This window comes from Streptomyces canus, assembly GCF_001514145.1.
Classification (GTDB): domain Bacteria; phylum Actinomycetota; class Actinomycetes; order Streptomycetales; family Streptomycetaceae; genus Streptomyces; species Streptomyces canus.
Genome location: NZ_KQ948689.1, coordinates 28918 through 51944 on the forward strand (window position 1 = coordinate 28918; position 23027 = coordinate 51944).

At 69.7% G+C, this 23027-nt stretch carries 17 protein-coding genes and 2 pseudogenes; 6 read left to right on the forward strand and 13 right to left on the reverse strand.

Annotation, left to right across the window (positions count from 1 at the left end; all coding sequences use genetic code 11):
• Positions 1–44: 44 nt before the first annotated feature.
• Positions 45–602: a telomere-protecting terminal protein Tpg gene (gene tpg, locus AQJ46_RS49530; RefSeq protein ID WP_059211938.1), complete on the forward strand. Its 558-nt coding sequence runs from the start codon at positions 45–47 to the stop codon at positions 600–602.
• Between the two features lie 529 nt (positions 603–1131).
• Here the strand turns inward: tpg and AQJ46_RS58200 are convergent.
• A complete protein-coding gene (locus AQJ46_RS58200; RefSeq protein ID WP_404828538.1) occupies positions 1132–3021 on the reverse strand; it encodes a SpoIIE family protein phosphatase in 1890 nt (629 codons plus the stop codon).
• Between the two features lie 1062 nt (positions 3022–4083).
• Between AQJ46_RS58200 and AQJ46_RS49540 the strand changes: the two genes are divergently transcribed.
• Positions 4084–4281 carry a hypothetical protein gene (locus tag AQJ46_RS49540; protein ID WP_059211939.1) on the forward strand — a complete coding sequence of 66 codons (198 nt, stop codon included), beginning with the start codon at positions 4084–4086 and terminating at the stop codon, positions 4279–4281.
• Between the two features lie 318 nt (positions 4282–4599).
• Positions 4600–5694: a hypothetical protein gene (locus AQJ46_RS49545; protein ID WP_059211940.1), complete on the forward strand. Its 1095-nt coding sequence runs from the start codon at positions 4600–4602 to the stop codon at positions 5692–5694.
• 42 nt (positions 5695–5736) lie between these two features.
• Here the strand turns inward: AQJ46_RS49545 and AQJ46_RS49550 are convergent, their stop codons facing one another.
• The 5 genes and pseudogenes from AQJ46_RS49550 to AQJ46_RS49565 all read right to left on the reverse strand — a co-directional run bounded on the left by AQJ46_RS49550 (position 5737) and on the right by AQJ46_RS49565 (position 11651).
• Positions 5737–6486, reverse strand: a complete 750-nt coding sequence (locus tag AQJ46_RS49550; protein WP_059211941.1) for an ATP-binding protein — start codon at positions 6484–6486, stop codon at positions 5737–5739.
• Positions 6483–8179: pseudogene (locus tag AQJ46_RS59325) on the reverse strand (Mu transposase C-terminal domain-containing protein). Before AQJ46_RS59325 ends, AQJ46_RS49550 begins: the two are co-directional and overlap by 4 nt.
• Before the next feature lie 202 nt (positions 8180–8381).
• On the reverse strand, positions 8382–9848 hold the full coding sequence (locus AQJ46_RS55090) for an ATP-binding protein (protein ID WP_063803965.1): 1467 nt from the start codon (positions 9846–9848) through the stop codon (positions 8382–8384).
• Complete coding sequence (locus AQJ46_RS49560) at positions 9785–10531, reverse strand: PIN domain-containing protein (protein ID WP_063803966.1); 747 nt, start codon at positions 10529–10531, stop codon at positions 9785–9787. Before AQJ46_RS49560 ends, AQJ46_RS55090 begins: the two co-directional genes overlap by 64 nt.
• A gap of 121 nt (positions 10532–10652) precedes the next feature.
• Positions 10653–11651 carry a hypothetical protein gene (locus tag AQJ46_RS49565; protein ID WP_159064243.1) on the reverse strand — a complete coding sequence of 333 codons (999 nt, stop codon included), beginning with the start codon at positions 11649–11651 and terminating at the stop codon, positions 10653–10655.
• Positions 11652–11736: 85 nt separating this feature from the next.
• Here AQJ46_RS49565 and AQJ46_RS49570 point away from each other — a divergent pair, with 85 nt between their 5' ends.
• Positions 11737–13089, forward strand: a complete 1353-nt coding sequence (locus AQJ46_RS49570) for an AlbA family DNA-binding domain-containing protein (RefSeq protein WP_059211943.1) — start codon at positions 11737–11739, stop codon at positions 13087–13089.
• A 493-nt stretch (positions 13090–13582) separates the two neighbouring features.
• Positions 13583–14479 (forward strand): replication-relaxation family protein, encoded by an 897-nt coding sequence (locus tag AQJ46_RS49575; RefSeq protein WP_059211944.1) that lies wholly within the window; start codon positions 13583–13585, stop codon positions 14477–14479.
• A 130-nt stretch (positions 14480–14609) separates the two neighbouring features.
• Here AQJ46_RS49575 and AQJ46_RS49580 read toward each other — a convergent pair.
• The 7 genes and pseudogenes from AQJ46_RS49580 to AQJ46_RS49605 all read right to left on the reverse strand — a co-directional run bounded on the left by AQJ46_RS49580 (position 14610) and on the right by AQJ46_RS49605 (position 19607).
• Positions 14610–15141: pseudogene (locus AQJ46_RS49580) on the reverse strand (kinase).
• Positions 15142–15320: 179 nt separating this feature from the next.
• Positions 15321–15758 (reverse strand): SRPBCC domain-containing protein, encoded by a 438-nt coding sequence (locus tag AQJ46_RS49585; protein ID WP_059211945.1) that lies wholly within the window; start codon positions 15756–15758, stop codon positions 15321–15323.
• Positions 15759–15821: 63 nt separating this feature from the next.
• A complete protein-coding gene (locus AQJ46_RS49590; RefSeq protein WP_059211950.1) occupies positions 15822–16400 on the reverse strand; it encodes a TetR/AcrR family transcriptional regulator in 579 nt (192 codons plus the stop codon).
• Positions 16401–16422: 22 nt separating this feature from the next.
• Positions 16423–17256, reverse strand: a complete 834-nt coding sequence (locus AQJ46_RS49595) for an alpha/beta fold hydrolase (RefSeq protein ID WP_059211946.1) — start codon at positions 17254–17256, stop codon at positions 16423–16425.
• Positions 17257–17570: 314 nt separating this feature from the next.
• Entirely contained in the window at positions 17571–17729 is a 159-nt protein-coding gene (locus AQJ46_RS55955) for a hypothetical protein (protein ID WP_159064244.1), read from the reverse strand.
• Positions 17730–17833: 104 nt separating this feature from the next.
• The gene (locus AQJ46_RS56440; RefSeq protein ID WP_225887658.1) at positions 17834–18793 is read right to left on the reverse strand and encodes a hypothetical protein; all 960 of its coding nucleotides are present in this window, start codon (positions 18791–18793) and stop codon (positions 17834–17836) included.
• Between the two features lie 292 nt (positions 18794–19085).
• Entirely contained in the window at positions 19086–19607 is a 522-nt protein-coding gene (locus tag AQJ46_RS49605) for a hypothetical protein (protein WP_063803968.1), read from the reverse strand.
• 687 nt (positions 19608–20294) lie between these two features.
• Between AQJ46_RS49605 and AQJ46_RS49610 the strand changes: the two genes are divergently transcribed.
• A partial coding sequence (locus tag AQJ46_RS49610) for a tetratricopeptide repeat protein (protein WP_159064245.1) occupies positions 20295–23027 on the forward strand: 2733 nt, incomplete at its 3' end.

A 23027-nucleotide genomic window follows, 5' to 3' on the forward strand; every position in this document is an offset into this window, starting at 1 on the left:
ACACCGGCGGCCAGGACTCCACCGTCGTCGAGAAGGGCTGAACTGTGGCAGAGATCGAGGACGCCATCGAACGTGCCGACAGGGAAGCCTTCACCCGCCAGCCGCCCAAGACCCTCAAAGGGCAGATCGGCTACCTGATCCGACAGTTGGGCAGCGCCCGCGCGGTCGCACGCGAGATCGGGGTCACCGCCGACTCCGTCAACCGCTACCGCCGCGGCGCCCGCAAACACGCCCGCCCCGACATCGCCGCGAAAATCGACGACGCCGTACGCCAGCGGTGGCAGCCACAGATCCGCAAACGCCGCCAGAAGCAGGCCGCCACCACCGGCGGGATCACCGTGGAAACCCGCGCCCGCTTCGGCTACACCGCACCCATCGGCACCACCGACGACGGACGCTTCCGCCGCCTCACCGTCCACCTCCCCCCCACCTACGCACAACGCCTCTTCAACGCCCGCGAACAGGGCGCCAGCGACCGCGAGATGCGCGGCATCATCGCCGAAGGATTCAAAGAGATCTACTTCCAGGACAGCGGCAGCCGCGCCCAAGGACTCACCGACGTCACCCTCAACGACATCGACTACCTCGACCTCGACTACTAACCCCCACGGGGCTCCGGGCCAGGGTCAGTGGCTGCGTCCGCTGAGTCCCCCGACCGGTGTGTCCTTCAGCGCGTCCAAGCTGGCGGTACCGGCTGCTCCTAGGTGCCGCGCGCCAGGCCGCCGATACCTGGGTCCGAGGCGCGTGGCGTTCTTCGCCGCTCGGCACTCGGTGCAGCGGCAGCGGCCGTGCCGGTAGGCCATCGCGGTGCCGCGAACGAGGTCCGGATCGCGTTCCGCGTCAGGGCCAGGTCCAGGGCGCGGCACCAGGTCGGGGCGTACACGGCGTAGCTGCGAGCCAGGTGAACGCAGATCTGAGGGTCGGCGCCGCCCTGCTGATGTGCTCGCCGCTGGCCGCGCACCCCAGCAGGGCGGCCAGGGCGGCGGGCGGGAACAGCGCGTCCACAGTCCCCGCGCACGACCTGGTGCGTGAGGACTGTGGTGCGGAGGTCAGCAGCAACGTGGCAGCAGGCCAGTGGGGAGGATCGCGCCATGCTGCACTGAGGTCTCCTGCGTTCGTGCCAGCCCACTCTTACCGGTTGAGTTCAAACCAGACCACCTTGCCAGTGCTCAGCCGCGTCACGCCCCAGCGCCTGGATAACCGGTTGACGACGTACAGGCCCCGCCCAGTCTCCTCCAAGGCCCGAGCCCGGCGCAGGCGGGGTGCCTGCGGTACGTCGTCGCCAACCTCACAGCGCAGCACGTCTGTGCGTAGCAAACGCATGGTGATCGGCCTGGTGGCGTACCGCACGGCATTGGTGACGAGCTCGCTGACCAGCAGCTCGACGGAGTCCGTGAGATTCTCCATGTCCCAACGGGACAGGGCCTGCCGCGCGAGGCGCCGGGCCCGTCTCGGTGCCGCGTCCTCCGGCTCCAGGAACCAGTACGCCACATCGCTCGGCGCGATCCCGTCGAAACGGGCCGCGAGCAGCGCGATGTCGTCGTCCCGGTCGCCCGGCCCGAGCATGTCGAGCACCTCGTCGCACAGCGCCTCCAGCGGCGGCGGATGATCCGGCCCGGTCAGCTGCGCGGTGACGGCGAGTTTCTCCCGCAGCTGCTCTATCCCGGTCCACACGTCCCGCAGCCGCGACTCGACGAGCCCGTCGGTGTACAGCAGCAGGGTCGCCCCGGCCGGAGCGTCCAGTTCCACCGCCTCGAAGTCGACGCCCCCGACACCGATCGGCGCGCCCGGCGGCACCCGCAATACCTCGGCCCGGCCGCCCAGATGCAGCAGCATGGGTGGCGGATGGCCGGCGTTGGCGATGGTGATCCGGTGTGAGACCGGGTCGTAGACGGCGTACAGGCAGGTCGCTATGTAGTCAGGTCCCAGGCGCTGGGCTTGCTCATCGAGGGCGTGCAGCACTTCCTGCGGGGGCAGGTCCAAGCCCGCGAGGGTTTGCGTGGTGGTGCGGAGTTGGCCCATGAGGGCTGCTGACGCCATGTCATGGCCCATGACGTCACCGACGACCAGCGCGATCCGACTGCCCGGCAGCGGAATCGCGTCGTACCAGTCGCCGCCCACCCGGGCCGTATCTGCGGCAGGCAAATAGCGCGATGCCAAGCGCACGCCAGTGCAGCGAGGGAGCGCCCTCGGAAGCATTCTGCGCTGCAGCTCGCCGGCGATGAGAGCCTGACGCCCGTCCAAGACTGTCTTGTCGATGCCCAGCGCGCTGTGCGTGGCGAGTTGCGCAGCCACCAGCAGGTCGTCGTCGTCGAATGGGCGCCGGTCGGGGTTGCGCAGGAACAGCGCGGCGCCGATCACTCGGCGTCGCCCGCGCAGTGGCGCGAGGATCGCGTGCTTTCCGGGTACGACGCAATGCTCAAAGCCCTTTCCGAGCAGCTCGGTCAGGGCCGCCCAGGCTTCTGGCGCGTCGGTGAAGACCGGACGCACCCCACGCAGCACCTCGGCGAGCGCACTGCCGGGCAACACCTCGCACAGTTCGGTGCCGAGGCCGTCCAACTCGGAGAGGTTCTCCGGCGCCGGCAGGATGCCGTCCTCCAGATCCCGTTCCTGCTGCGGAATCCGGTCTGTGCGGCTCATCCGGAGCACCAGCGGGCCGGTGGGCCGCTCGTCGCCTACGGGCAGCGGGTAGCGCAGATAGACGAGGATCGCGTCCGAGAAGGTCGGCACCGTCGCCCGGCACAGACCCATCACGATCTCGTCCAGATCGATGCCCCGGGCAATGCGCCGAGTCGCGGCACCTATGTAGCGCAAACGATCAGCCGACAGGCGCGATGAATCGACGGCGAAAGCGGCATCATGGCTGGTCATCTGGTTGTCCCGGGTTGTCCCGGACAACGCTGAGGACTCTGGATGTGCCTGAGACAGGGACTGTTCGGGGACCACGTGCTGGGCCTGGGCCGGCACCCCTTTGAGGGTGACACTGGCAGGAACCAAGGACGGGGATGCCCGATATCCCATGTCGTGGGCAGCTTGTTGAACGGCGTCGTGCTCCTCATCAAGCACAGCACGCGCCTTCTGCAAGGCAAGATCAACGTCGTCGAGAGCCGCGTCATCATCAGAGACCGCTTGCAAACCGGGCTGAGCAACCTGCACGGCCGTCTCTTGCGCGAGGTCGCGATCGTCATATCCCGCCCACTCCCGCAGCTCAGAGAGTTCTGCCTCCAAGATATGCATGCGGCGCGCGGCATGGTCGGCCACCTGCTGGGCGGTGTCTCTCTCCTGCTCGGCACGTGCCAGCTGCTGACGCAGGTCGATCTGCTGGCGCTGCGCGCGGGACAGGCGCAACTCCAGCGCTGTGTGCGTCTCTGAGTCCTTCGGCGGCAGCACCTGCAGGGCGTCAACCCTGCGTTTGAGTTCCACCGTCTTGGCCTGAGCCTGGCCCAGCATGGCGAACAGGAGGGTGGCGATCTGAAGCGCCTGGGCTCGACTGCGTTCGCTGGCCTCGAAGGCCCCCCGGACGACCTGGAGCTCCTGATACACCTCAATGGTGCGGTCCTTGGCCGCCAGCAGGTCACGAGCGAGGGCCAGCTCTTGCATGCCCTGCGCGATCGGCGTCGGACTGGCGCGTGCCCTTTCCCATAACTCTCGCGCCACCTGCAGGCGCTGCCCGGAGCGGTCGACCGGTTCATTGGGAAAACAGACGTCCGCCACGGCTTCAACCAGGTCCCACGTCAGCGCTTCACCAGACAACAGATCACGCAGTCTGCGCAGTTCCGGCACTGCTCCAGACGTGAAGTGATCCGGCGTAAGGCGCTGGTGGAGCTGCCTCACCGATATCTCGGCATCGTCCAGCCAGGACCGCACCTGCTCAACCAACTGGTTGATCTCAGCACACGAACCTCTGGGTGGTGCCCATGGCCGGCCTGGTCGTTTCCCCTTGCCGCTCACGCACCCTCCGGCTCAGTTGTTCATCGGACAACCCCCTGTTGTCACGGGAGAACATTCAACCGGCTCACCAGCAGGTTTTACTCAGAAACGTCGCAATCCCCCTCCGTGAAACCCCATCAAGGCGGTGCACTCGTGAACCACGGCTCCACGGCGTTCCTGCTCCTCGTCCTGGCGGTCGCCGTCTTGTTCGCCGCGGTTGCCGCAGTGATCGCCTTCGGCCTCGCCCGCTGGGAGGGAGTCGCTGTCCCAGCGGCCCTTTCACGCAGCAGTGTCGCCTTTGCTGCAGCCCTGACCTTGTGTCTTGCCATCCTCGCCTTCCTTGGCCGGTAGCCCGTCGACAGAGCCTGCCAGCTCCTTTAGGTGATGGTTACGCTGTGCGCCCATCGGCCACCGGGCGGGGCGTGAGGCGCGCACCTCGAACCGGCCGTGGTCCAAACGGGCCGCTGAACAAGCGATTCCCGAGCACATGTCGCCGGCCGTGTCGGCCCGAAGCAGCAGTGGGCTCCGTACGCCGACCCACGGAAATCAGCCGGTGGCGTCCCCAAGCCGGGGCAGATAAATCCCGCATACGCGAAACGGCTGAAAAGTGCAGCGTCACTTCGCGAGCGGGCGGAAAGGGATGTCCCGGTCATCGCGAAGGGAGGGCGCGTGGCACGACGGGACATCGAGAAGATCATCGGTGAGCTCGGCGAAGTCCGCCGGATGCTCACCGATCCCCATACCGGGGTCACGGCACTGCACCAGGTGCAGGAGAGCCGGCACAGCAAGGTCCTGGAGCACGTCACCTACAGCACCACCGGCGTGCGGGAGGAGAACCGCGAACTACGCCGACGGCAAGAACGCATGCTCAACGACCTCGGCCAGGTCCGCGCGGCTGTCGACGACCTGCGCCGGGAGATCGCCCAGGCCTGGGCCCACACCCTCGGCCTGCCCCACATCCCCAGCACCGTGCAGCCGGCCGAGGAAGCCATCGAGACCCGGCCGGCCCCGGCCCTCGAGACCGGGGCCGGCCTCAACGACGAGCGGAAGGACGACACCCCCGTGCCCGACCAGCACGCCGCCGACGACCCACCGCCCGCCGGGGCCGGACACGTCTTCCGCGATCAGCCCGAGCCGACGGACCAGACCGGGGCGGCAGACGGCCAGGGCACGGAGCGAGCACCCGGTGACCTTGCCGGCTTTTCGCACGCTCCCCCCGTTCACCACGAAGTGGCAGACAGCACGGGTCTCTTGCCGTCCGCGCCTGCTGCCCGAGAGAACGGCACCGAATCCACCGCGCCCGGCCCCGCCCCGGCCGCGGCACCGCCCTCAACACCTGCCGAACCCACCGGCACGGCGAGCAGCGAGCCTACGGTCATCGACGAGCAGCAGTCCGAGTACCGGCGCGGGCTGCTGGCAGCGGCCGCCGTCTCCTCCGCCCGGCTCATATGCCACAAGGACACCTGGGCGTTCCTGGTGGAAAAGTCCCTCACCCACGCCCACTTCCGGCTGCCGGACACAATCAGCGACACCGACGACGGACAGATCGACACCCACCTCTCCGGCCGCTCCCTGCTCGCCGTACTGGTCACCACCCAGCACATCCTCGACCAGCCCGCCGACAACGACCTCGCCGCCTGGGCCCTCGCCCACGCCATCCACACCCGCACCCACCAAGCCGTCACCACCGCCAGCAACGAGCGCTCCCACAACGGCGACGTGACCACCATCGTCCTCGATGACCGCCCCCCAACCGCAGACTGACGAGCTCACAACTCCTGCTCGGCGCGCCTCACCGGCTTGCTTTCATGGTGAGGCGCCCAGGCGGCTGAAGACCCAGCGCAGCACCTCCTCGTCGACGCGGGGGCGGCCGGTGCGGGCAAGTGCGGTGCGGGTGTGGGCGGTCAGTCTCGCCCAGGCGCGGAAGTTGCCGTGCGCGGCGCGGCTGTCGGCGAACGTGATGTCGTCGGGGTCGGCGTCGGCCCAGACCGGGTGGAACAGCGGGATCGTCTCGAGGACTTCGCTGGGGGTGAGGCGGGTGAAGTGCTGCCAGATGAAGATGCGGGAGGAGAGCATCGCCTCGCGGCGCAGCACGGTGTGGCAGCCCTCGCCGCCGACGAAGATGATGGCGAGCTGGGTGGAGGGTTCGTCCCACAGGTAGCGGAAGTACTCGAACGCCTCCCCGTTGAGCCACTGCGCCTCGTCCACGAGGAAGGTGCGAGGGCGTTCGGCCAGGGCGGTCTTCAGCAGGCGGTCGAACTCGCTGGGATGGCGCGGGGGCTGGCCGGGCAGGCCGAGTGCGGTGAACAACTCGTAGCGCACCGCGCGGGCCGTGGGACGGGCCCGGAAAGTGATCCTGCGGACATCCTCGTGCTCGAGTTCGCGCAGGCAGACATTGACCGCCAGGGTCTTGCCGAAGCCGGCGCCGCCGTGAATGCACATCATGGCCCGCGCTGCGACGGTGTCGGTGATGTTCTCCCGGGCGGTGAGCAGGGCGCGAGTGGCGACCACGGACGCGTTCGGCAGGTCGACGTACTGGTAGCTGGCCGCGGTCACAAGGCGTCTCCGTCGTCGCGTGCGTCAGGAGCCGCCACCCGAGGGGGCGGGTGGTCGGGGGCGGCTTCGGGCGGGGGCGGAGCCGGCCGGCCGGGTGTGGTCCGGGCGGTGAGGGAGGGCGGGGTGCGCCAGTCGGCCGGAGGTGCGGCGGGCGGGATGAGGTCCGGCAGGGCCAGCTTCGAGGCGTCGGTGTGCTCGGCGGCGGCCAGTTCGTGCTCGGCCTGGACGGAGGTGAGCGCTCCCAGCCGCTGGGCCGGTCCGGCTGTGGTGGCCGGGGCGAACCGTTGTCGGCGCAGCGTCTCGGCGGCCTTCACCTCCGCGCGCAGGCGTCGGGCCCGCTGCGCGCGGGCCGTGCGCACGGCCGCCAGTTGTTCGGGAGTGGCCGCGTCCGCGAGGTGCGCGGGCCCGAGATACGCGCCGTGGGCGTCGCAGACGTCGATCTCGTGGTCGTGGTGCGGCATGTAGCGCACGGTGACGGTACGGCCGGCCTGGCCGGTCATCCAGGGCGCGATGTAGGTGCGCCCGCGCCACCGCACACCATGACTGGACAGCTTGCGCGTCCGGCCGTCGTCCTCGAGCGTGAACGTCCACAGATCGGCGGCGGGAACGTCCGTGATGGGGGTCGGGTCGGCCTGCCACGCCTCGAGCGGCGTACGGCCGGACAACGCCCGGGGCCGGTGCTCGGTGTTCCACCAGCACGTCCAGGCCAGGACCTCGGCGGTGAAGTCCTCAAACGACAAGATCCCGGACGTCTCCGGCCTGGGCCCCGTGCCTTTGCGTCGCCGGCTGGCACGGAGCTTGGCGGGGGTGAGGGTGTAGCCGGGCAGGGCCGCGAACAGCATCCGGTCAACGGCCCGGTTGGGTTTTCCACCGTGCCCTTGAGATGGGGGCTGTAGGCAGGAAGGTCCTTCACCGTCACGCCCATCGTGCCGAACGCTGCGGTGACGGTGGTCGACAGGAAGTCTTTTCCCCGGTCCACCCGCACCTGCTCCGGGGTCCCTCCCGCCGGCCCATACGGGTCTTCCCGCAGTACGGCGGCGCGCAGCGCGGCCAGCACGGAGGCGCGGGACGGAGTACCGGGGGTGACGGCGGTGCCGGTGATGACTTTGGTGGCGGTGTCCATGAACCAGGTCACCCATGGGCGCACCAGTTCGCCGTCGGCATCGACCAGCAGCGGCGCCTGCACATGGTCGGCCTCCCACACGTGATTGCGCCAGGAGAGCGCCCGTTTGCCGAAGACGTCGTGCGCGCGGGCTGCGTCCGCTCCCGCGGCAAGACCGGCCCGCTCCCCCGCGGTGAGATCACGGCGCACCGCACGCAGGAACGTCGACAGCGACGGCACCGGCTCCAGCAACGGCACCGCCGCCGGCGGCGCGCCCCCAGGAGGCGCCACGGATCCAGGCGCCGTCGCCGACTGACCGTCACGGCTGCCGGTTGCGGCCCGGGCCACCAACTGGCGGTGCACGGCGGAGGCGTTGCCGTGCCAGTACGCCAGCAGCACCCGGATCTCCCCCGTGATCTCGAACCGGCCACCGCCACGCTCACCGGGACGCAGCGCGGCCCGCGGCGAGCGGGAAGCCTCCGCCAGCCACCGCCACACCGTCCGCTCCGACACGCCCAGACACTCCCCCGCCAGACGCACATGCTCCCGCGACAGCCGCCGCTCGCCGCGCAGCGCCAGCAGCCGACGCACCGCCGGCCCCCGCAACGCCCTCAACGACTCCTTGCCCAGCACACCCGCCGGATCCTCCGGCGGCGCCAGCGACAACCCGTCCACCACCCCATGCCCCCTTCGTCCTCGTCCGCTTGCGTGGAGCGCGTCTTCGTCCGCCCCGTTACCTCGTCACCAACAGGCGACGGCCCGCGTGCACGGGCCCTGCGAGCAGCCCGGGCGGTCACGGGTAGGGGCCAAGGCGCGCGCAGGCTTGCTCGATCAGCTCCCCATCCACACGCAGTGCGGGGCCGCGCTCACAGGCCGCATAGACATGCGACGTGATCTTCGCCCAGGTGCGGAAATTGCCGTGCGCGATCTGCTCGTCCACCCGGGCAAGGTCGTCCGGGTCCGCCTGCGCCCACACGGGGTGGAACAGGCTCAGCGTCTGCGGCAGTTGAGACGGCTCAAGCCGGCCGACCTGGTGCCAGGTCAACACGCGCGAACGCAGCGCCGACGCCCGAGCCACCGCGCGTTCGCTTCCCGCCCCGCACAGCACCAGCGCCGCCGCGCAGCCCGGCGCGTCCCACAACTGCCGCAGGTAATCCAGCAAGGGCGGCGTCAGCCGCTGGGCGTCATCGACGACCAGCACCCCCGGCTCGGCCAGGGCCCGCTCCAGCGCCTGTCCGGCCGGCCCGGCCCGATGCGTCAGCGCCCCCGACGGCAGCCCAAGCGCCTCACACAAGGAGGCCCGCAACTGCGGCAGACCGGGCGCTACCCCGGCCACCGCCCGCCACACCGGCACCCGGCCCGGCACAAGACGCACCGCCTGCTCCACCGCGACCGACTTGCCCAAACCCGGATCCCCGAACACACAGCACATCCCACGGGCCGCGACCGTATGCCCCACCGCCTCCACCACCCCGGCCACCTGCCGCGTCGACACCAACCGCGCCCCGGGCACGTACAACCGCACCCCACCGCCCCGCACCCCCGCATCCGCGGTACCCGGCTCGTCCTGCGCCGCAGACGTATCGCTGGCCGGCCTGTCGACCATCAGCGGGCCGCCCGCCCCGTCTGTGAGCCCCAACTCCGCCAGCGCCCGGTCATACGGACTCGGCTCCACCCCGGCGCGGGCCCCTGCCGGACGGGCCACCTCAAGCACCCGGCCCGCTCCCAGATCCCGCTTGATCACGCGGTGCAGCGTCGGCAGCGAGGGCACGCACTGCGCACCCCACACCTCCAACGCCCCTTGTTCTTGGGCTTGGAGCATCCTGCGCCGCAACTCCGCGACGTTCCCGCCCGCCTGAGCCAGGACCTCCCACAAGGCGTCACTCAGCGAAAACCCGTCCTGCCGCGGCCGCGCCTCGACATGACCCCGGCGTCCATCGGCCAGCCACCGCCACACCGTCCGCTCCGACACCCCCGCCAGCTCCGCCGCGATCCGCACGTGCAGCGTCGACAGCGTCCCCTCCCCCTCCACCGCAAGAAGCCGCCGCACCACCACACCCCGCGCCAACGGCACACCACCAACCGGGCCAGACCCCGCCGAACCCCCCTTGTCGTCGCTGGCCACGTAAACGGAAGACCCGGGATGCCGGGACTGCAGCAGCAGCGTGGAGGCCACCAGGCGGTCATCAGGCACGTCTAGGTCCAGCCAGTTCGGCAGCCCGTCGCCCTTGGGTTCGATGTGCTCGAAGACGGCGTGCACGTCGCCGGCGACTCGGACGCCGCGCCGCCCGCATCGCCGTTGGTCCGCAGTCCCTTCAGACGGCGGTCGGCCTTCTTCGCCGCCTCCCGGATATCGGGGTTGCGTCCGGCGCGCTTGTGGTCGTCCAGTTCCCGCAGGACAGCGGGCATCAGGTGAACCATGTACCGCTTTCCCAGCAACGGCGTGTAGATCGCCACGTCCGGGTCGTCCAACAGCACGTTCGTGTCGACCACCAAGCGCACCGCCCAGGGGTCAGAGGGCAACAGCTCACCCAGATTCCGGAGTGTAGTCACTGCGTCGCGTACGTGGTCGATGGCCCTGTCGATGGTGGCCGGCACCGTCTTGTCACGGGGGCGCTCAAGCCAGCGACTCAACAGCTCAAGGTTCTCCTCAAGACGCTTGGTGACCTCGGGCGTCGGATGCGGGAACAGCAGCCGGAACAGCGGCTCCCAGTCCCTCACACGCCCGAGCAGCTCCATTCGCCGCGTCTCGAGTTCAGGGCTGCTTGGCACCCATCCCCACTTCGGAGCGCCAAGGTGCATCACATAGTCGCGTCCCCGGTTGGGGTCGGTGTTTCGGATCTGCGAGTCGGCGAGGATCTGCACGAAGTCCGCTTCGATCAGGTCCAGGTCCGACTGCAGGCGATCCAGATAGGTTGGTGGGGCTGCTGGTGTGGAGGCCATCCACCGATGATGTCGCACACCGCTGACAACTCACCGACCTTGCCTGATCCCCGTTGAGGCCCGGCTCTCGTGGTGTCGGGCGGTCGACAAACGGAGCCGTGCCCTTCTGCCTCATCGGCGGCTATCGTGGGCGCCCCTTCACCGGCCTGGTCCCGGGAGACCAGGCGGAACGGTCAGCCGGGTTGGGGTAGAGCGTGGCTTCGATTCGGTCAGCGACTGGTGTGTCACACCCATGTGCACCGAGTACGAATCCCGCCGCATAGGCGGTCGCATACAACGCGGTGCACCGCAGTTGGTCAGCCGCCGTCCCAAGGCTCGGGGCCGCCCTCACTCTGACGAACGAGTCGCTCGGTCGGGTGGGCACGTACTGGTCGAGAACGGTCATGCTGGCGTGAGTCCCGAGTCCAGACAGCAGGCGGTAATAGAAGTAGAGGGTGCGAAAGCTCTCCGTGGCAAAGCCTCGCGTCGGCCCCCACTTGGTGAGGGTGTCCACCATCTCGGAAACCGTCAGCTCCTGGGCCGCCAAGGGTCCGAACCCCGCAATCGCCTCACTGAGGTCAAGGCTGACCGGCTTCAGTTGCGGCACGTGCGGCAACTCGTGCAACGGCTTGGCCCCTTCGTTGGGGTTGGCTGCGTTCCACCGGGCTATGCCGACGTTCGCCTTCTCCACCTTCTTCCGTCGTCTGCGGGCCTCCTTGCGATCGGCCGCGAGCATGGCATCGATGGCGTCGGCCTCTTGCTGGAGTCCGATCAGATGGCGCAGTTCGGCCTGACCGAGCCGTTCCAGGGCCGGGTACTCGCCGAATCGGATGTACAGGCACACCACCCAGGCCTCCAGATGTGCCCGCCCTAGAAGTCGCACCGCCATCTCCTGATCAGCGCGGCCCGCCGTCTCCATCTCAGCCAGCAACCGACAGCAGTGGCTCAGCGCGGCCCCGGCATACACCAGCCACTTGACCCGTTCGGTGCCGGAGTTGATCAACGCCCAACGGGAGCTGGCGAAAGCCTGCTTCACCTCGGCAAGGAGGAGCGGGACGAGTTCGGAGACGTCGTCGGAGGTGAGTGGCCGCGCGGTGGAATCGGCATCCATGCCAGTCTGAGGCCCGTGCATGTGGTTCACCCGGGGAACGGTAGCCCGCCCTTGGACGCTTCTGTCGTGAATATCTGCCGCCACCTGCACCTGCAAGCGCGTAGGGTCCGTCGACATGGCCGCCGACAGCATGGTCCAGCTCATCTCCTATCTCGCCGCGCAACAGCCGAACGAGATCAAGGGCACTCCGGAGAGCGAATGGGTCGACTTCAAGACCATCTCGCCTAATGGGCCGTACGACCTGAGCACCGATAAGGGCAAGTTCGAGCTGGCGAAGGACGTCGCCGCCTTCGCGAACGCTGGCGGTGGCCTGCTCGTGTGCGGGTTCAAGGCGAAGAAGCGTCCAAACGAGCTCTACGAGGTGGCGGAGAAAGCGACGCCCTTCGACAAGAAGCTGGTGAACATCGACTCCTACAAGGACATCCTCACGGAGTACGTGCGCCCGCTGATGAAGGTCAAATTCTTCTGGTACGACCATCCCGAGGGTGATCTGGAGGCATCCGGGCACTACTTCGTGATCGAGGTTCCGCCGCTGCCCGAAGCCGACCGGTGGGCAATGGTCACCCGGGGCATCACCGAAAACGGCCAGTTCATCAAGAACAGCTGGACCATCCCGATCCGCAACGGCGACACCACGGCCTTCCTCCCGCAGGACGAGGTCTACCGGCTCCTGAACGACGGCCTGCGTGCGCGGTCCACGACCGATGCCACTGTGCCGGCGCCCGCACCGGCCGCGGACCGCGTGAAGGCCCGAGAAATCCTGCGCGCCGCCCTGAAGATGGAGGAGACGCCCGTGCTCTTCTTCCAGAGCGCCCCTGATCGCCCGAGCGGGCTTGTCCCCGGCATGTACGCCGACGGCGGCCTGCGCGACGTCCTGAGCAATCAGGACACACTCCGGGGTACCGCCGCCTTCAACTGGTCCTCGGAATACACGCGTCCGACACCTCGCGAGGGCGGTCTCCTGCTTCCCGATGCTCCCCGCCGCGGACTGCTGATCGAGTCGGACGGCGCGGTGACAGGGGCCGTGTCAGCGACCGCGGAAATGCTCGGCTGGGCGATGGAGCGGTACAACGACGGCAGCGGCGTGCGCAGGATCAACGTGTTCGTGCTGACCGAGATCACCTTGGAGTATTTCCGGCTGGTCGACCGGCACGTCCTGCCGCTGGTCGACGGCGCGTGGACGCACCGGATCGTCGCCTCGGACTTCGCCCGACCGCCTGGACGCGTGCTCGCGTCCGGTGAGGACCCGGCCTTCCCGCTCTGGGGCTCCACCGAGATGGCCACGAGCGACGACTGGAACCACAGTTGGAGGGCCCTGGGCGATCCGGAACGCGACGCCTACGAAGCGCTGCGCTACGTCTACGCGCTCTTCGGCCTTGATGTCTCCGTCAACCCGTTCGTCGACGGAGACCGCGTGAGCGCAGCCAAGCTGCGGGAGAAGGCAAAACGGCTGGAGACCGGGCAGTAGCAGGTCCCTTGCCGAGGGAGCCCCAAGCAGCGGGATGACGGCGGTCGCATCCACATCGGCGTTCAGCTGACCGACACGACCCAGCCCGGGCGCCCGCCTGCCCGGCTTCGCGCGCGGCCCCCGCCGTCGCGCGCGAGGAACACCGACGGCGCCCGGTCCCCTCGCCCGCCGCCCGGGACCTGCCCACCCACCCACTTCTCTTTTCTTCCTGCTGTGGGGCGTGGACTCGGGGGCGTAGAGGGGATGTCGGCCTCCCGACCACGGCACGGTCAGCGTGGTGACCTGCGGATTCACGGATGGGCGCGGCAGAGGGCGCGGGCGGTTGTCGGACGGGTTGTCGGCGGGGATGTGGGCCTGGTCAACGGAGGTGTTGTCGCTTCGTGACCGGGTCTTCGTGGTCGGTGATCCGGTCGGGGCCGGCTGCTGCTGTGGCCGGTACGCGCGGCGCCGGGCAGGCCGGTGCCGCACCGGCAGGGAAGCGAGCGGATCCGTGATGATCGGCGTGGACGTTGGCAGCGGGGACCGGCTGGCGTTGGGTGTGCTGGCGCAGTACCGGATGGCCACCACCGAGCAGATGCACCGGGTGATCGCACCCGAGGTGCGTGTCGAGCAGACCCGGCGGCGGCTGGCCCGGCTGCGGGAGGAGGGGCTGGTCGACCGCATCACCTTGCCGCAGGCCGGGCGGACCCGGGTGTGGTTCCCGACCGCGTACGGCGTGCAGCTCGCCTGCGAGTGGCCCGAGATGCGCGGGCACCGGCCGTCCAGGGCCGTGTCCGATCCGACCGCCGTGCGGCTGAAGGCCGGCCACACGCTGACGGTGACCGAGACCGCGCTCATCTTCCTCGAGGACGCCCGCCGCCGCGGCGATGTGTGCGAGCCGCTGGACTGGATCCCCGAGGTGCACCACCCGATCGGGAGCGGCGAGGCCGTCATCCCCGACGCACTCCTGTACTACCGGCGCGGCCCCGTCGACGGCGACAACGGGTCGATGCTGCGGGCGTTCGTGGAAGTCGACCGTGCCACCATGGGCCCCGAACGCCTCGCCGCCAAGCTGACCTCGTACGAACGCCTTCACCGCTACGTGCCCGTGGTCCCGGGGCGCCGGCCGACCGTCCAGGAACCGGCCGTTGAGGAGTGGCGGCGGCGCTACCCGCTCTTCCCCCGCGTTCTGTTCGTCCTGGACGGCGCCGGCCCGGCCGGTGTCGAGAACCGGATCCGCGCCCTGCACGCGGCGGTTGGGCTGCTGGCCCGCTTCCCGTACGACGTCCCCGTCCTCGCGGCGCCGCTGCCCGACCTGCTCCACCACGGCCCCTCCGAACCCGTGTGGCGCCCCGTCCACGACCCCGACCAGCAAGTCCCCTGGACCGGCCCCGGGCATCGGCAGACATGAAGCGCGGCCGCCGCACAAGAGGCGTCGGCCGTGCGCTGACCAGCCATGGTCGGGGCTGGGCACGGCATAGCCATACCCGTGGTCGGCCTCATGGTCGGGGCGGGGTCGGCGCGTCGCAGCGGTGCTCCGGTCAGCAGTCCACGGCGGGCAAGTGGGCCAGGCCGGTGTCGAGCATGATGCGGTCGACGGTCTCGTGCAGGGCGCTGTCGGCGCCGATGACGGTCACGGTGCCGCAGGGCAGCAGATCGCGTGCCCGGTACCAGTCGCGCAGCTGCGTCTCGCTGACGTCGTCGGCGATCGGCTTGGTGGCGTGCCGGGCGAGGGTTTCGCCGAACGGGACGTCCAGGTAGTAGCCGTGGGTCGGGCCGCGGTGGTCCGCGCAGCGCGGTGAGCATGTCGCCGTAGCGGTCGGCGTAGAGGATGCCTTCGACGACGACGTGGAATCCGGCGTCCAGTGCGTAGCGGGCGGTCAGGTCGATCAGACCGATGTTCGCCACTCCGGGCCGGTCCCGTTTGCGGAGCACGATGCGGCGGAGGTTGTCCTGGCCGACCACGGCCAGGCCGCGGCCGAACCTCTCGCGCAGGCCGGCCGTGACGGACGACTTCCCCGAGGCGCTGTTGCCGCGCAGCACGACCAGTCGGGTTTCTTCGGTGCCCACCATCACGACGGTCACGTTATCGACGGCCAGTGACAGCGCCCGCCCCGCCGGACCCCGGGCTTCTTGAGCCCCGGAGTCTCGTGCTGCCGGGGCTGGCTGTTCGGCCCTGGCCCTCCCTCCAGGACCTGCAACGCGCTCCCCTCCGAATCCGGCCCGTGCGGATGTTTCGGCAGGTGAGTGCGTCACCGTGTTCTGTGCCCGGTGAGGCCTTCCACTCGCTGCTTGAGGCCCTGGTTGAACGCGGCGTACCCGTCGTGCTCGGGTGTCTTGAGGAACCGGCGGGTCAGGGTGGTCAGGGCTCCGGAGAATTCCTCGCGGTTGGTCAGGCGGGTGGTGCCGTCGTGGTTGGGGGCAAGGACGAAGGAGTGCTGGCCCTGAAAGAGCCGCTTCGTGCCGAGCGTGCCGACCCACCGCAGCTCCCGGCCGGGTGTCGCGACGGTGACCGTGGGCCTGAAGGTCATGCCCGGCATGTGCATGGTGAGCTTGCTTCCCACCTGAGCGGTTCCCTCGGCAGCAGTGAATTTGCTCCACTCACCGTAGGTGGCGAAATCGGTGAGGACGTTCCACACCTCTTCCGGGGTGGCGTCGATGTCGATCACGGCGGTGAGTACTGCGTCCATGACGGTTTCCACTTCTGGCGGGTGGAGTCGGGAGGAGGGGGTGGCGGTCCGGCGAGCTGTGGTCTACCGGTGATGATCGGCGGGGTCCGCGGCGGCTGAGTCTGCGTCCGCAATGGAGCGAAGTCCGCGGTCGACGAGGTCGATGAGGTACTCGAAGCTCTCGCCGATATCGGTGGACCACTGGAATCCGCCGGATGCCTGCAGGTTGGCGAAGCCGTGGAAGACGCTGCGCACTGCCCGCAGCGCGTGCGTCATGTCCTGCGGTGGGATGTCGTATCCCCGCAGGACCGCTCCGAAGGGGCCGATCCCTCGTCGGCCGGCGAGCATGATCGGGTCGTCGGGACCGGTCGGCGTGACGCTGAGGGTGGCCGCGTAACGGCCGGGGTGAGTGAGCACGAAGTCGCGGAGCGCGCCGGCCGCGGCGGCGAGGGCGTCGCGGCCGGCGCGGCCCTGGATGGCCGTGCCGATCGCGGCACCGGCTTCGTCGAAGGCGAGCGCCGCGATGCGCCGGTGGAGGTCGTCCTGGTTGGCGATGTGCTTGTAGAGCGAGGGGGCGCGCACCCCGAGCCGCTCGGCCAGCTGGCCCATGGTCAGTTCGCTGAAGCCGATCTCGTCGGCGAGTTCGGCGGCGGCGGCGACGATCGTGGCCGCGTCCAGGCCTGCCCTAGGCACCGACGCTCGCCAGGAAGGTCAGGACCGCGGCGAGAGTCTGCTGGGGGAACTGGACGTGCGGGTAGTGACCGGCACCCTCGATCATCTCCAGCCGGCCCAGTCCGGACGGCAGGTCGGCGACGATCGCCTCGCCCTCGGCCCGCGGCGAGGCCCAGTCGGGGTCGAGGGTGCCCTGCACGATGAGGACCGGGCAGGTGACGTTGCCCAGCTGCTCCCCGGCGTCGGCGGGGGAGATCTTGCCCATCGCCTGCAGGACCTTCATGCGGCCGGGCTCCTCCAGCATCGCGGTGATCTGGCCCATGCGTGTGTCGAAGTCCGCGGGCTTGGAGCCGGGGTAGGCGACGTCCAGGTACTTGGCCCACTGCCGGGTGCTGCCGAGGATGGTGGTGCCCATGAGATGGGTCGCGCCCCGGCGGTAGCTGGCCACCCGCAGGTCACCGAGCCGGACCTGCTGCTTGCGGGTGAAGGGCGCGAGCTCGACCAGCGCGGTGATCAGTTCCGGGGCCTTGGCCGCGGCGATGGTGACGGCACCGCCGGCGATGGAGTGGCCGACGAGTATCGCCGGCTCGCCAAGGTGCTTCACCAGGGCGATCAGGTCCCCCGCGAGGTCGGTGCGCGTGTAGGACGCCCAGCCGACGCTGGACTCACCGTGGCCGCGCAGGTCCACCGCGACGACCCGGTACCCGGCCTCCACCAGGGCGGGAGTGAAGAACCGGTACGCCTCACGGCTGTCGCCCATGCCGTGGGCGACCACCACCAGCGGCCCCGCGGTACCGGTCACCTCGTACGCGATGGTCCCACCGTCGACGTTCAGGAACTCGGTCACAACTACCTCCAAGTGGCCCGCTAGCCCGGCGGCTAACTGCATTAACTAAAAGCTATCAGCATTAGCTGACAAGTCAATCCCGCAGACAGAGCTGTGGGCAGGGCTGCGCCGCACAGGGGGCCACCAGGCATGCCACCTCGCAATGGGGCGGATGTCCCGCGCTGCCTGGCAGGTGGCAGGCGGCCACCGGCACCGACACAGCCAGAACGGGGGCCTGCATGGTCAAAGCAGAGACGGGACTGCCGATGGGGCCGGGGTGGCGGTGCGCCGATGAAGCCGATTTTTGCCTGCAGTCGTGCTGGGAGGCTTGCGGTCTAGCGGTGGCCGTTCAGGGTGGCGAGCAGGAGGTTGGGGTCCTTGGCCGTGGTGTAGGCGGCATTGAGGACGTACACCTCTTTGCCGCGCAGTGCAGCAGTGACCTGTCGGACGAACTTGCCGCCGGGGCCAAGGCCGTCGTGCTGCACTTTGCCCAAGCCGCGCAGGCCCCCGTACAGCGCTAAGCCAGTCACTCGGACGCCGCGCCCCACCGGCCAACGAACTCCTCCAGGGCGCGGCGCTGCTGTTCCTCGCGGGCGAGTCAGTTCCTGCGGGCGGGACGGGCGTCCAGCGCCGTGTGCAGGCGCCCCGCGATGGGCTGGTACCGCTGGACGAAGCGGAGGTCCTTCAGCTGGTCGGGCTCGGGCAGCTGCCGGTGCGGGGAAGGCCGGCGCTCGGAGACTGCCCATCCAAGAGGGCGCAGCCCGGCGCGGTTCATGTCCCGGTCGACGCCCGCCAGGTAGTCCGCGTCGACGGGCAGCTCCCCGTTGGACTGCCAGATCACGCCGTCCAGATGGATGGGCAGATGAGGAGATCCGAAGAGGAAGTCCAGACACCGCTCGCGCAGAACCGCCGCGCTCTGCTCGGGGCTCAGCGGGACACCCTTCTCTTCGCCCTTGGGGCCGGGGAGTGCGGTCCTGCAGTCGGTGTGCGGGAAGATGTCGATCTCCCCGAGAACGACGTGCGCTGTCGCGTTCTCCCGGTCGGGGTAGGACCAGTACCTCGGCAGAAGGACGATCACGTCGTAGGCGTCGAGGGCGTCGGCCACCGCTGCCGTGAGCGGGCTGCGGTCGGTGCGGGGGAAGCCGCGGTCGCTCTCCTGTGCCGGATGGCGGACCTCCCACATGTAGGTGTGGCGTGTCAGGAGGCCGGGGCCGTCCGGCGAGGCCCACAGCGTGCTGGTCGTCGGCTCCGGCGGGGTGGCCGGCTCGATCTCCTTCTTGCGGCGGCTCCGGCTGCGACCCGCGCCCCTCATGGTCCAGCGCCAGTAGTCCTCGGCTTCCTCGAGGAGCAGGCCCCGCTGTCCACTGTGTGCCCAGGCCGCCGCGATCCCGCCGACCAGATAGTGAAGGTTCCCCGAGCGCTCCGCCAGGAACCGCAGGACATGGGGTGCGTGCAAAGCATCGCCGGTCCCTGCGCGGCGCAGGGCTTCGGTGTACTTCTCCCCGCTCCGGCTGGCCCTGCGGGCGCTCTGCGCGGCGGTGGACTGGTTCTTCGGCATGACGTACTCCTTGGCCGGGCCGGGCCACGCCCCCGACACCAGCTCGTACGACTGCCGTGGACACGACGGACCGCAGAACGGGAAGGAGCGGGCCCCACAGGACCTTGACCCCCGCGTCCGGCGGCGTGGCTCCGGAGGCAGGCGGTGATCGGCAGTACGCACTAGCCGGGCAGGATGCTAACCGGCGTGAGCGCACCGGCCGAAGACACCAGCCGCCGAATTCCCTCAAACGGGCGAGGTCTCCGGCCCGCCGGGCGTGCAGAGGCCTCGGGCCCTAGGAACTGGGTGATCTCTACCCGCTGCTGGAGTCAGAGGCATCACCCGTCAGAGAGCGGCCGTTGCGGCAGTCGTATATCGCAAGCGACAGTTCCTTCACGGTAGCGCGGGCACGTTCGGCGTCCGCTCCGTCGTCAAGAGCCTCCAACGCGGCGGCCGCCGACACGCGTACTGAACGGGGCGGGCCGTCGTAGGCGGAGAGCCGGTACGCGACGGTGCGGCGGGCATCCTGTTCCTCGTCGCTCGCCCCATCAGGGGTCAGTGGGAAGACCGCTGCCTCGTACATCGCGATGCTCAACAGGACGGTGTCGGCGATCCCTTCCGCATAACCGTCGCCGCTGACGGCCTGTACGGAAGCCACCGCGGGCCGGGGGCGGGCAAGCATGCCGAATCCCGCGCCCAGGCTGGTGGTAGCCGCGCCCACCACGGCGCCCACCCAGCCGTCCAGGACGAAGCCGAAGCAGGCTCCGCTGCCCACCACGGACACCAGCACCGCGACGGTCATCACGTATACGCGGGTACGGAGCGGGTTCGTCATGGCCAGCAGCATGCCCACGCCTCTGGGGAGTGCGGCTGGGGCCCTCGTGTTGTTGGCGGGCGGAGTTGTACGTCGCTCGCCGACGATGCGCAGTCACTCGGGTGGCGGACAGTGCGGGTGGAAGGGATGGGAGGTGACATGGACGCTGCCGGAGCCGATGCTGACCACCCCCGTGTCCGTGCCCGATCTGCGGCCCGGCTGTGCTGCGGAGCCGAAGTTATGGACAGGGTTTCATGCTGTCCGTTGTCCGAGCCTGAGCGGCCAAGCGCCAGATCTCTCCGCTGCATTGGGGAGTGACAGTCAGTTATGGGGACAGTTGGTTGAGGAGCCAGGTAGTGACGGCTCGGGCGATTCCGGCGACCGTGCCGTTTAGGGCAGTGCGGCCCAGGGCCAGTCGTTCGCGGCGTGTCAGGCGCTTGTTGAGCACAGGGGTGCCTCCACGGATGTGAGTGGACGAGTGGGCAGCCGGCCGGCTTGGTGTCCACCTTGAAGGCCACTCGAAGATCCACTCCAAGTTGCGACAAGCCCTCAATTGGGGGAGGTATCAGGGCTGTTCACGCCGTATGCCGGAGAAGGTCCAGCCATGATGGTGCGATGAGCGGCGACACGGGGAGTGGTCCGATCAGGCGTCCGAGGAGACTGGCCCGGGCCGTGGCCGGGCCGGGTCCCTTGCGGGAGTTGAAGGACTTGCTCTTCGAGGTCTACACGGCGGCTGACGAGCCGAGCCTGGATGAGATTGCCGCGGCCATCGCGGAGAACGACACGCTGCTCGGGTCGCCGTCGCGGGACACGGTCCGGCGGTGCATCAGCGATCCGAGCGTTCCCGCCCAGCAGAGTGACGCCGTGGCGGTCGCCGCTGTTCTGGCCGGCTGGGCCGGCTGGGATGCCAATGCCCTGGCCTACCGGGTCGCCGAACTGTGGGTCAAATCCCGGCTGATGGACCCGCCGGGCAAGCCGCTGGCCGAGGTGACCGATCCGTTCGCATTGGAGGTGCATCACGCCATCAGCACCGACCTGCTGGACACTGGCCCAGGACGGTCTGTCCTGCCGGTTTATGTGGAGCGGGCTCACGACGCCTGGCTGCGCGCCGCCGCCGAGGACGCCAAGCGCGGAGTGAGCCGGCTCGTGATGCTGACGGGTGGATCCTCCACCGGGAAGACCCGCGCCTGCTGGGAAGTACTGCGCCACCTCCCCGCTGGGTGGCGGCTGTGGCACCCGTACGACCCCACCCCTCCCGAAGCCGCCCTTGCGGCCATCGAACAGCTCACGCCCCACACAGTGGTCTGGCTCAACGAAACCCAGAACTACCTGCTGACCGCCTCCGACCTCGGCGAACGCCTCGCGGCGAAGCTGCGCACCCTGCTGGCCGACCCGGCGCGGACGCCTGTGCTGATCCTGGGCACCCTGTGGCCCGAATACTGGCGCACCCTCACCCTTCAGCCCGAACCGGGGGGCAAGGACCCCCATGCCCAGGCCCGCGCGTTGCTGGTCGGCCACGGCCTGCCCGTCCCACCAGCCTTCAGCAACACCGACCTGCGTGCCCTGGCCGATCGGGCGGTGGAGGACCCGCGTCTAGGGTACGCCGCCGACCATGCCGAGAGTGGAGCGATCACCCAGTACCTGGCCGGAGCCCCGTCCCTGCTTGAGCGCTACCGCAGCGCACCAGACGGCGCGCGGGCACTGACCGAGGCTGCCATAGATGCCCGTCGACTCGGCCACGGCCCCGCCCTCCCCCTGGCTCTGCTCGAAGCAGCCGCCCCGGGCTACCTCAGCGACACTCAGTGGGACCTGCTCGACGAAGACTGGCTCGAACAAGCCCTGGCCTACAACGCAAAGCCACTTCGCGGCACCCGCGGCATCCTCACCCGCATCCGCCCGCGCCCCGGACAACCCGCCCTCGCCCAACCCCACTACCGCCTGGCCGACTACCTCGAACAGCACGGCCGCCGCCACCGCTACACCACCCGCGCCCCCGCCACTCTGTGGAACGCCCTCATCGACCACGCACCTGCCACCAACCGCCTGACACTGGCCAATGCAGCCCAAAGCCGTGGCCTGCTCCGTATCGCCCTCCACCTTTGCGCTACCGCCAGCACTGACAGGGGCGACGCTCTGCGGTTGGCGGCAGGGTGGCTGGCGGCTGCCGATCGGCTGGACGACGCACTGCCCTGGCTCGAGCGCGCCGTCGCCGCCGGTCACACCAAGGCCCTGCTGTGGGCGGCCGACCTGCTGGCGGCGGCCGGACGGCTGGATGACGCACTGCCCTGGCTCAAGCGCGCCGCTGAAGCCGGCCACACCGAGGCCCTAGGGACCGCGGCCGTCCTACTGGCAAGAGCCGACCGGTTGGACGAAGCCCTCAACTGGGCCGAGCGGGCTGCTGACGTCGGCGACACCGGGCTCCTGCGGTGGGCTGCCGGACGACTGGCGGCGGCCGGACGACTGGATGACGCACTGCCCTGGCTCAAGCGCGCCGTCGCCGCCAGCGGCACCGACGCCCTGCTGTGGGCGGCCGACCTGCTGGCGGCGGCCGGACGGCTGGATGACGCACTGCCCTGGCTCAAGCGCGCCGCTGAAGCCGGCCACACCGAGCCTCTGGAAAGCGTGGCTGTCTTGCTGGCGGTTGCCGGACGGCTGGATGAAGCACTGCTCTGGCTCGAGCGGGTTGCTGACGCCAGCGACACCGAAGCCCTAGGGGTCGGGGCCGCCTTGCTGGCGGATGCCGGACGGCTGGGCGAGGCCCTGACCTGGGTCGAGCGCGCCGCTGGGGCAGGCGACACCGAGGCACTGCGGTGGGCGGCCGAACGCCTGGTGGTTGCCGGACGGCTGGATGACGCACTGCCGTGGTTCGCACGGGTTGCTGAGGCCGGCCACACCGAGGCCCTGCGGTGGGCAGCCGACCTGCTGGCCGCCGCCGGACGGCTGGACGACGCACTGCTCTGGTACGAGCGCGCCGTAGACGCTGGCGACACCGAGGCCCTGCAGTGGGCAGCCGACTTGCTGGTCGCTGCCGGACGACTAGCGGGAGCTGACCGGCTGGACGAAACCCTGAACTGGGTCGAGCGGGCCGTCGAGGCTGGCGGCCCCGAGGCTCTGCGGTGGGCAGCTGAATCCCTGGCGGCGGCCGGACGGTTGGACGAGGCCCTGACCTGGGTGGAACGCGCCATGGACGCCATGGACGCCAGCGCCGAGGCTCTGCGGTGGGCAGCCGACCTTTTGGCGGCGGCCGGACAGTTGGACGAGGCCCTGACCTGGTACGAGCGTGCTGTCGCCGCCGGCGACACGGAGCTCCTATGGTGGGTGGCTGACCTGCTGGCAGCTTGCGATCGGCTGGACGAGGCCCTGAGCTGGGCGAAGCGCGCCGTGGACGCTGGTATCACCGAGGCACTGCGGTGGGCGGCCGAACGCCTGGTGGTTGCCGGA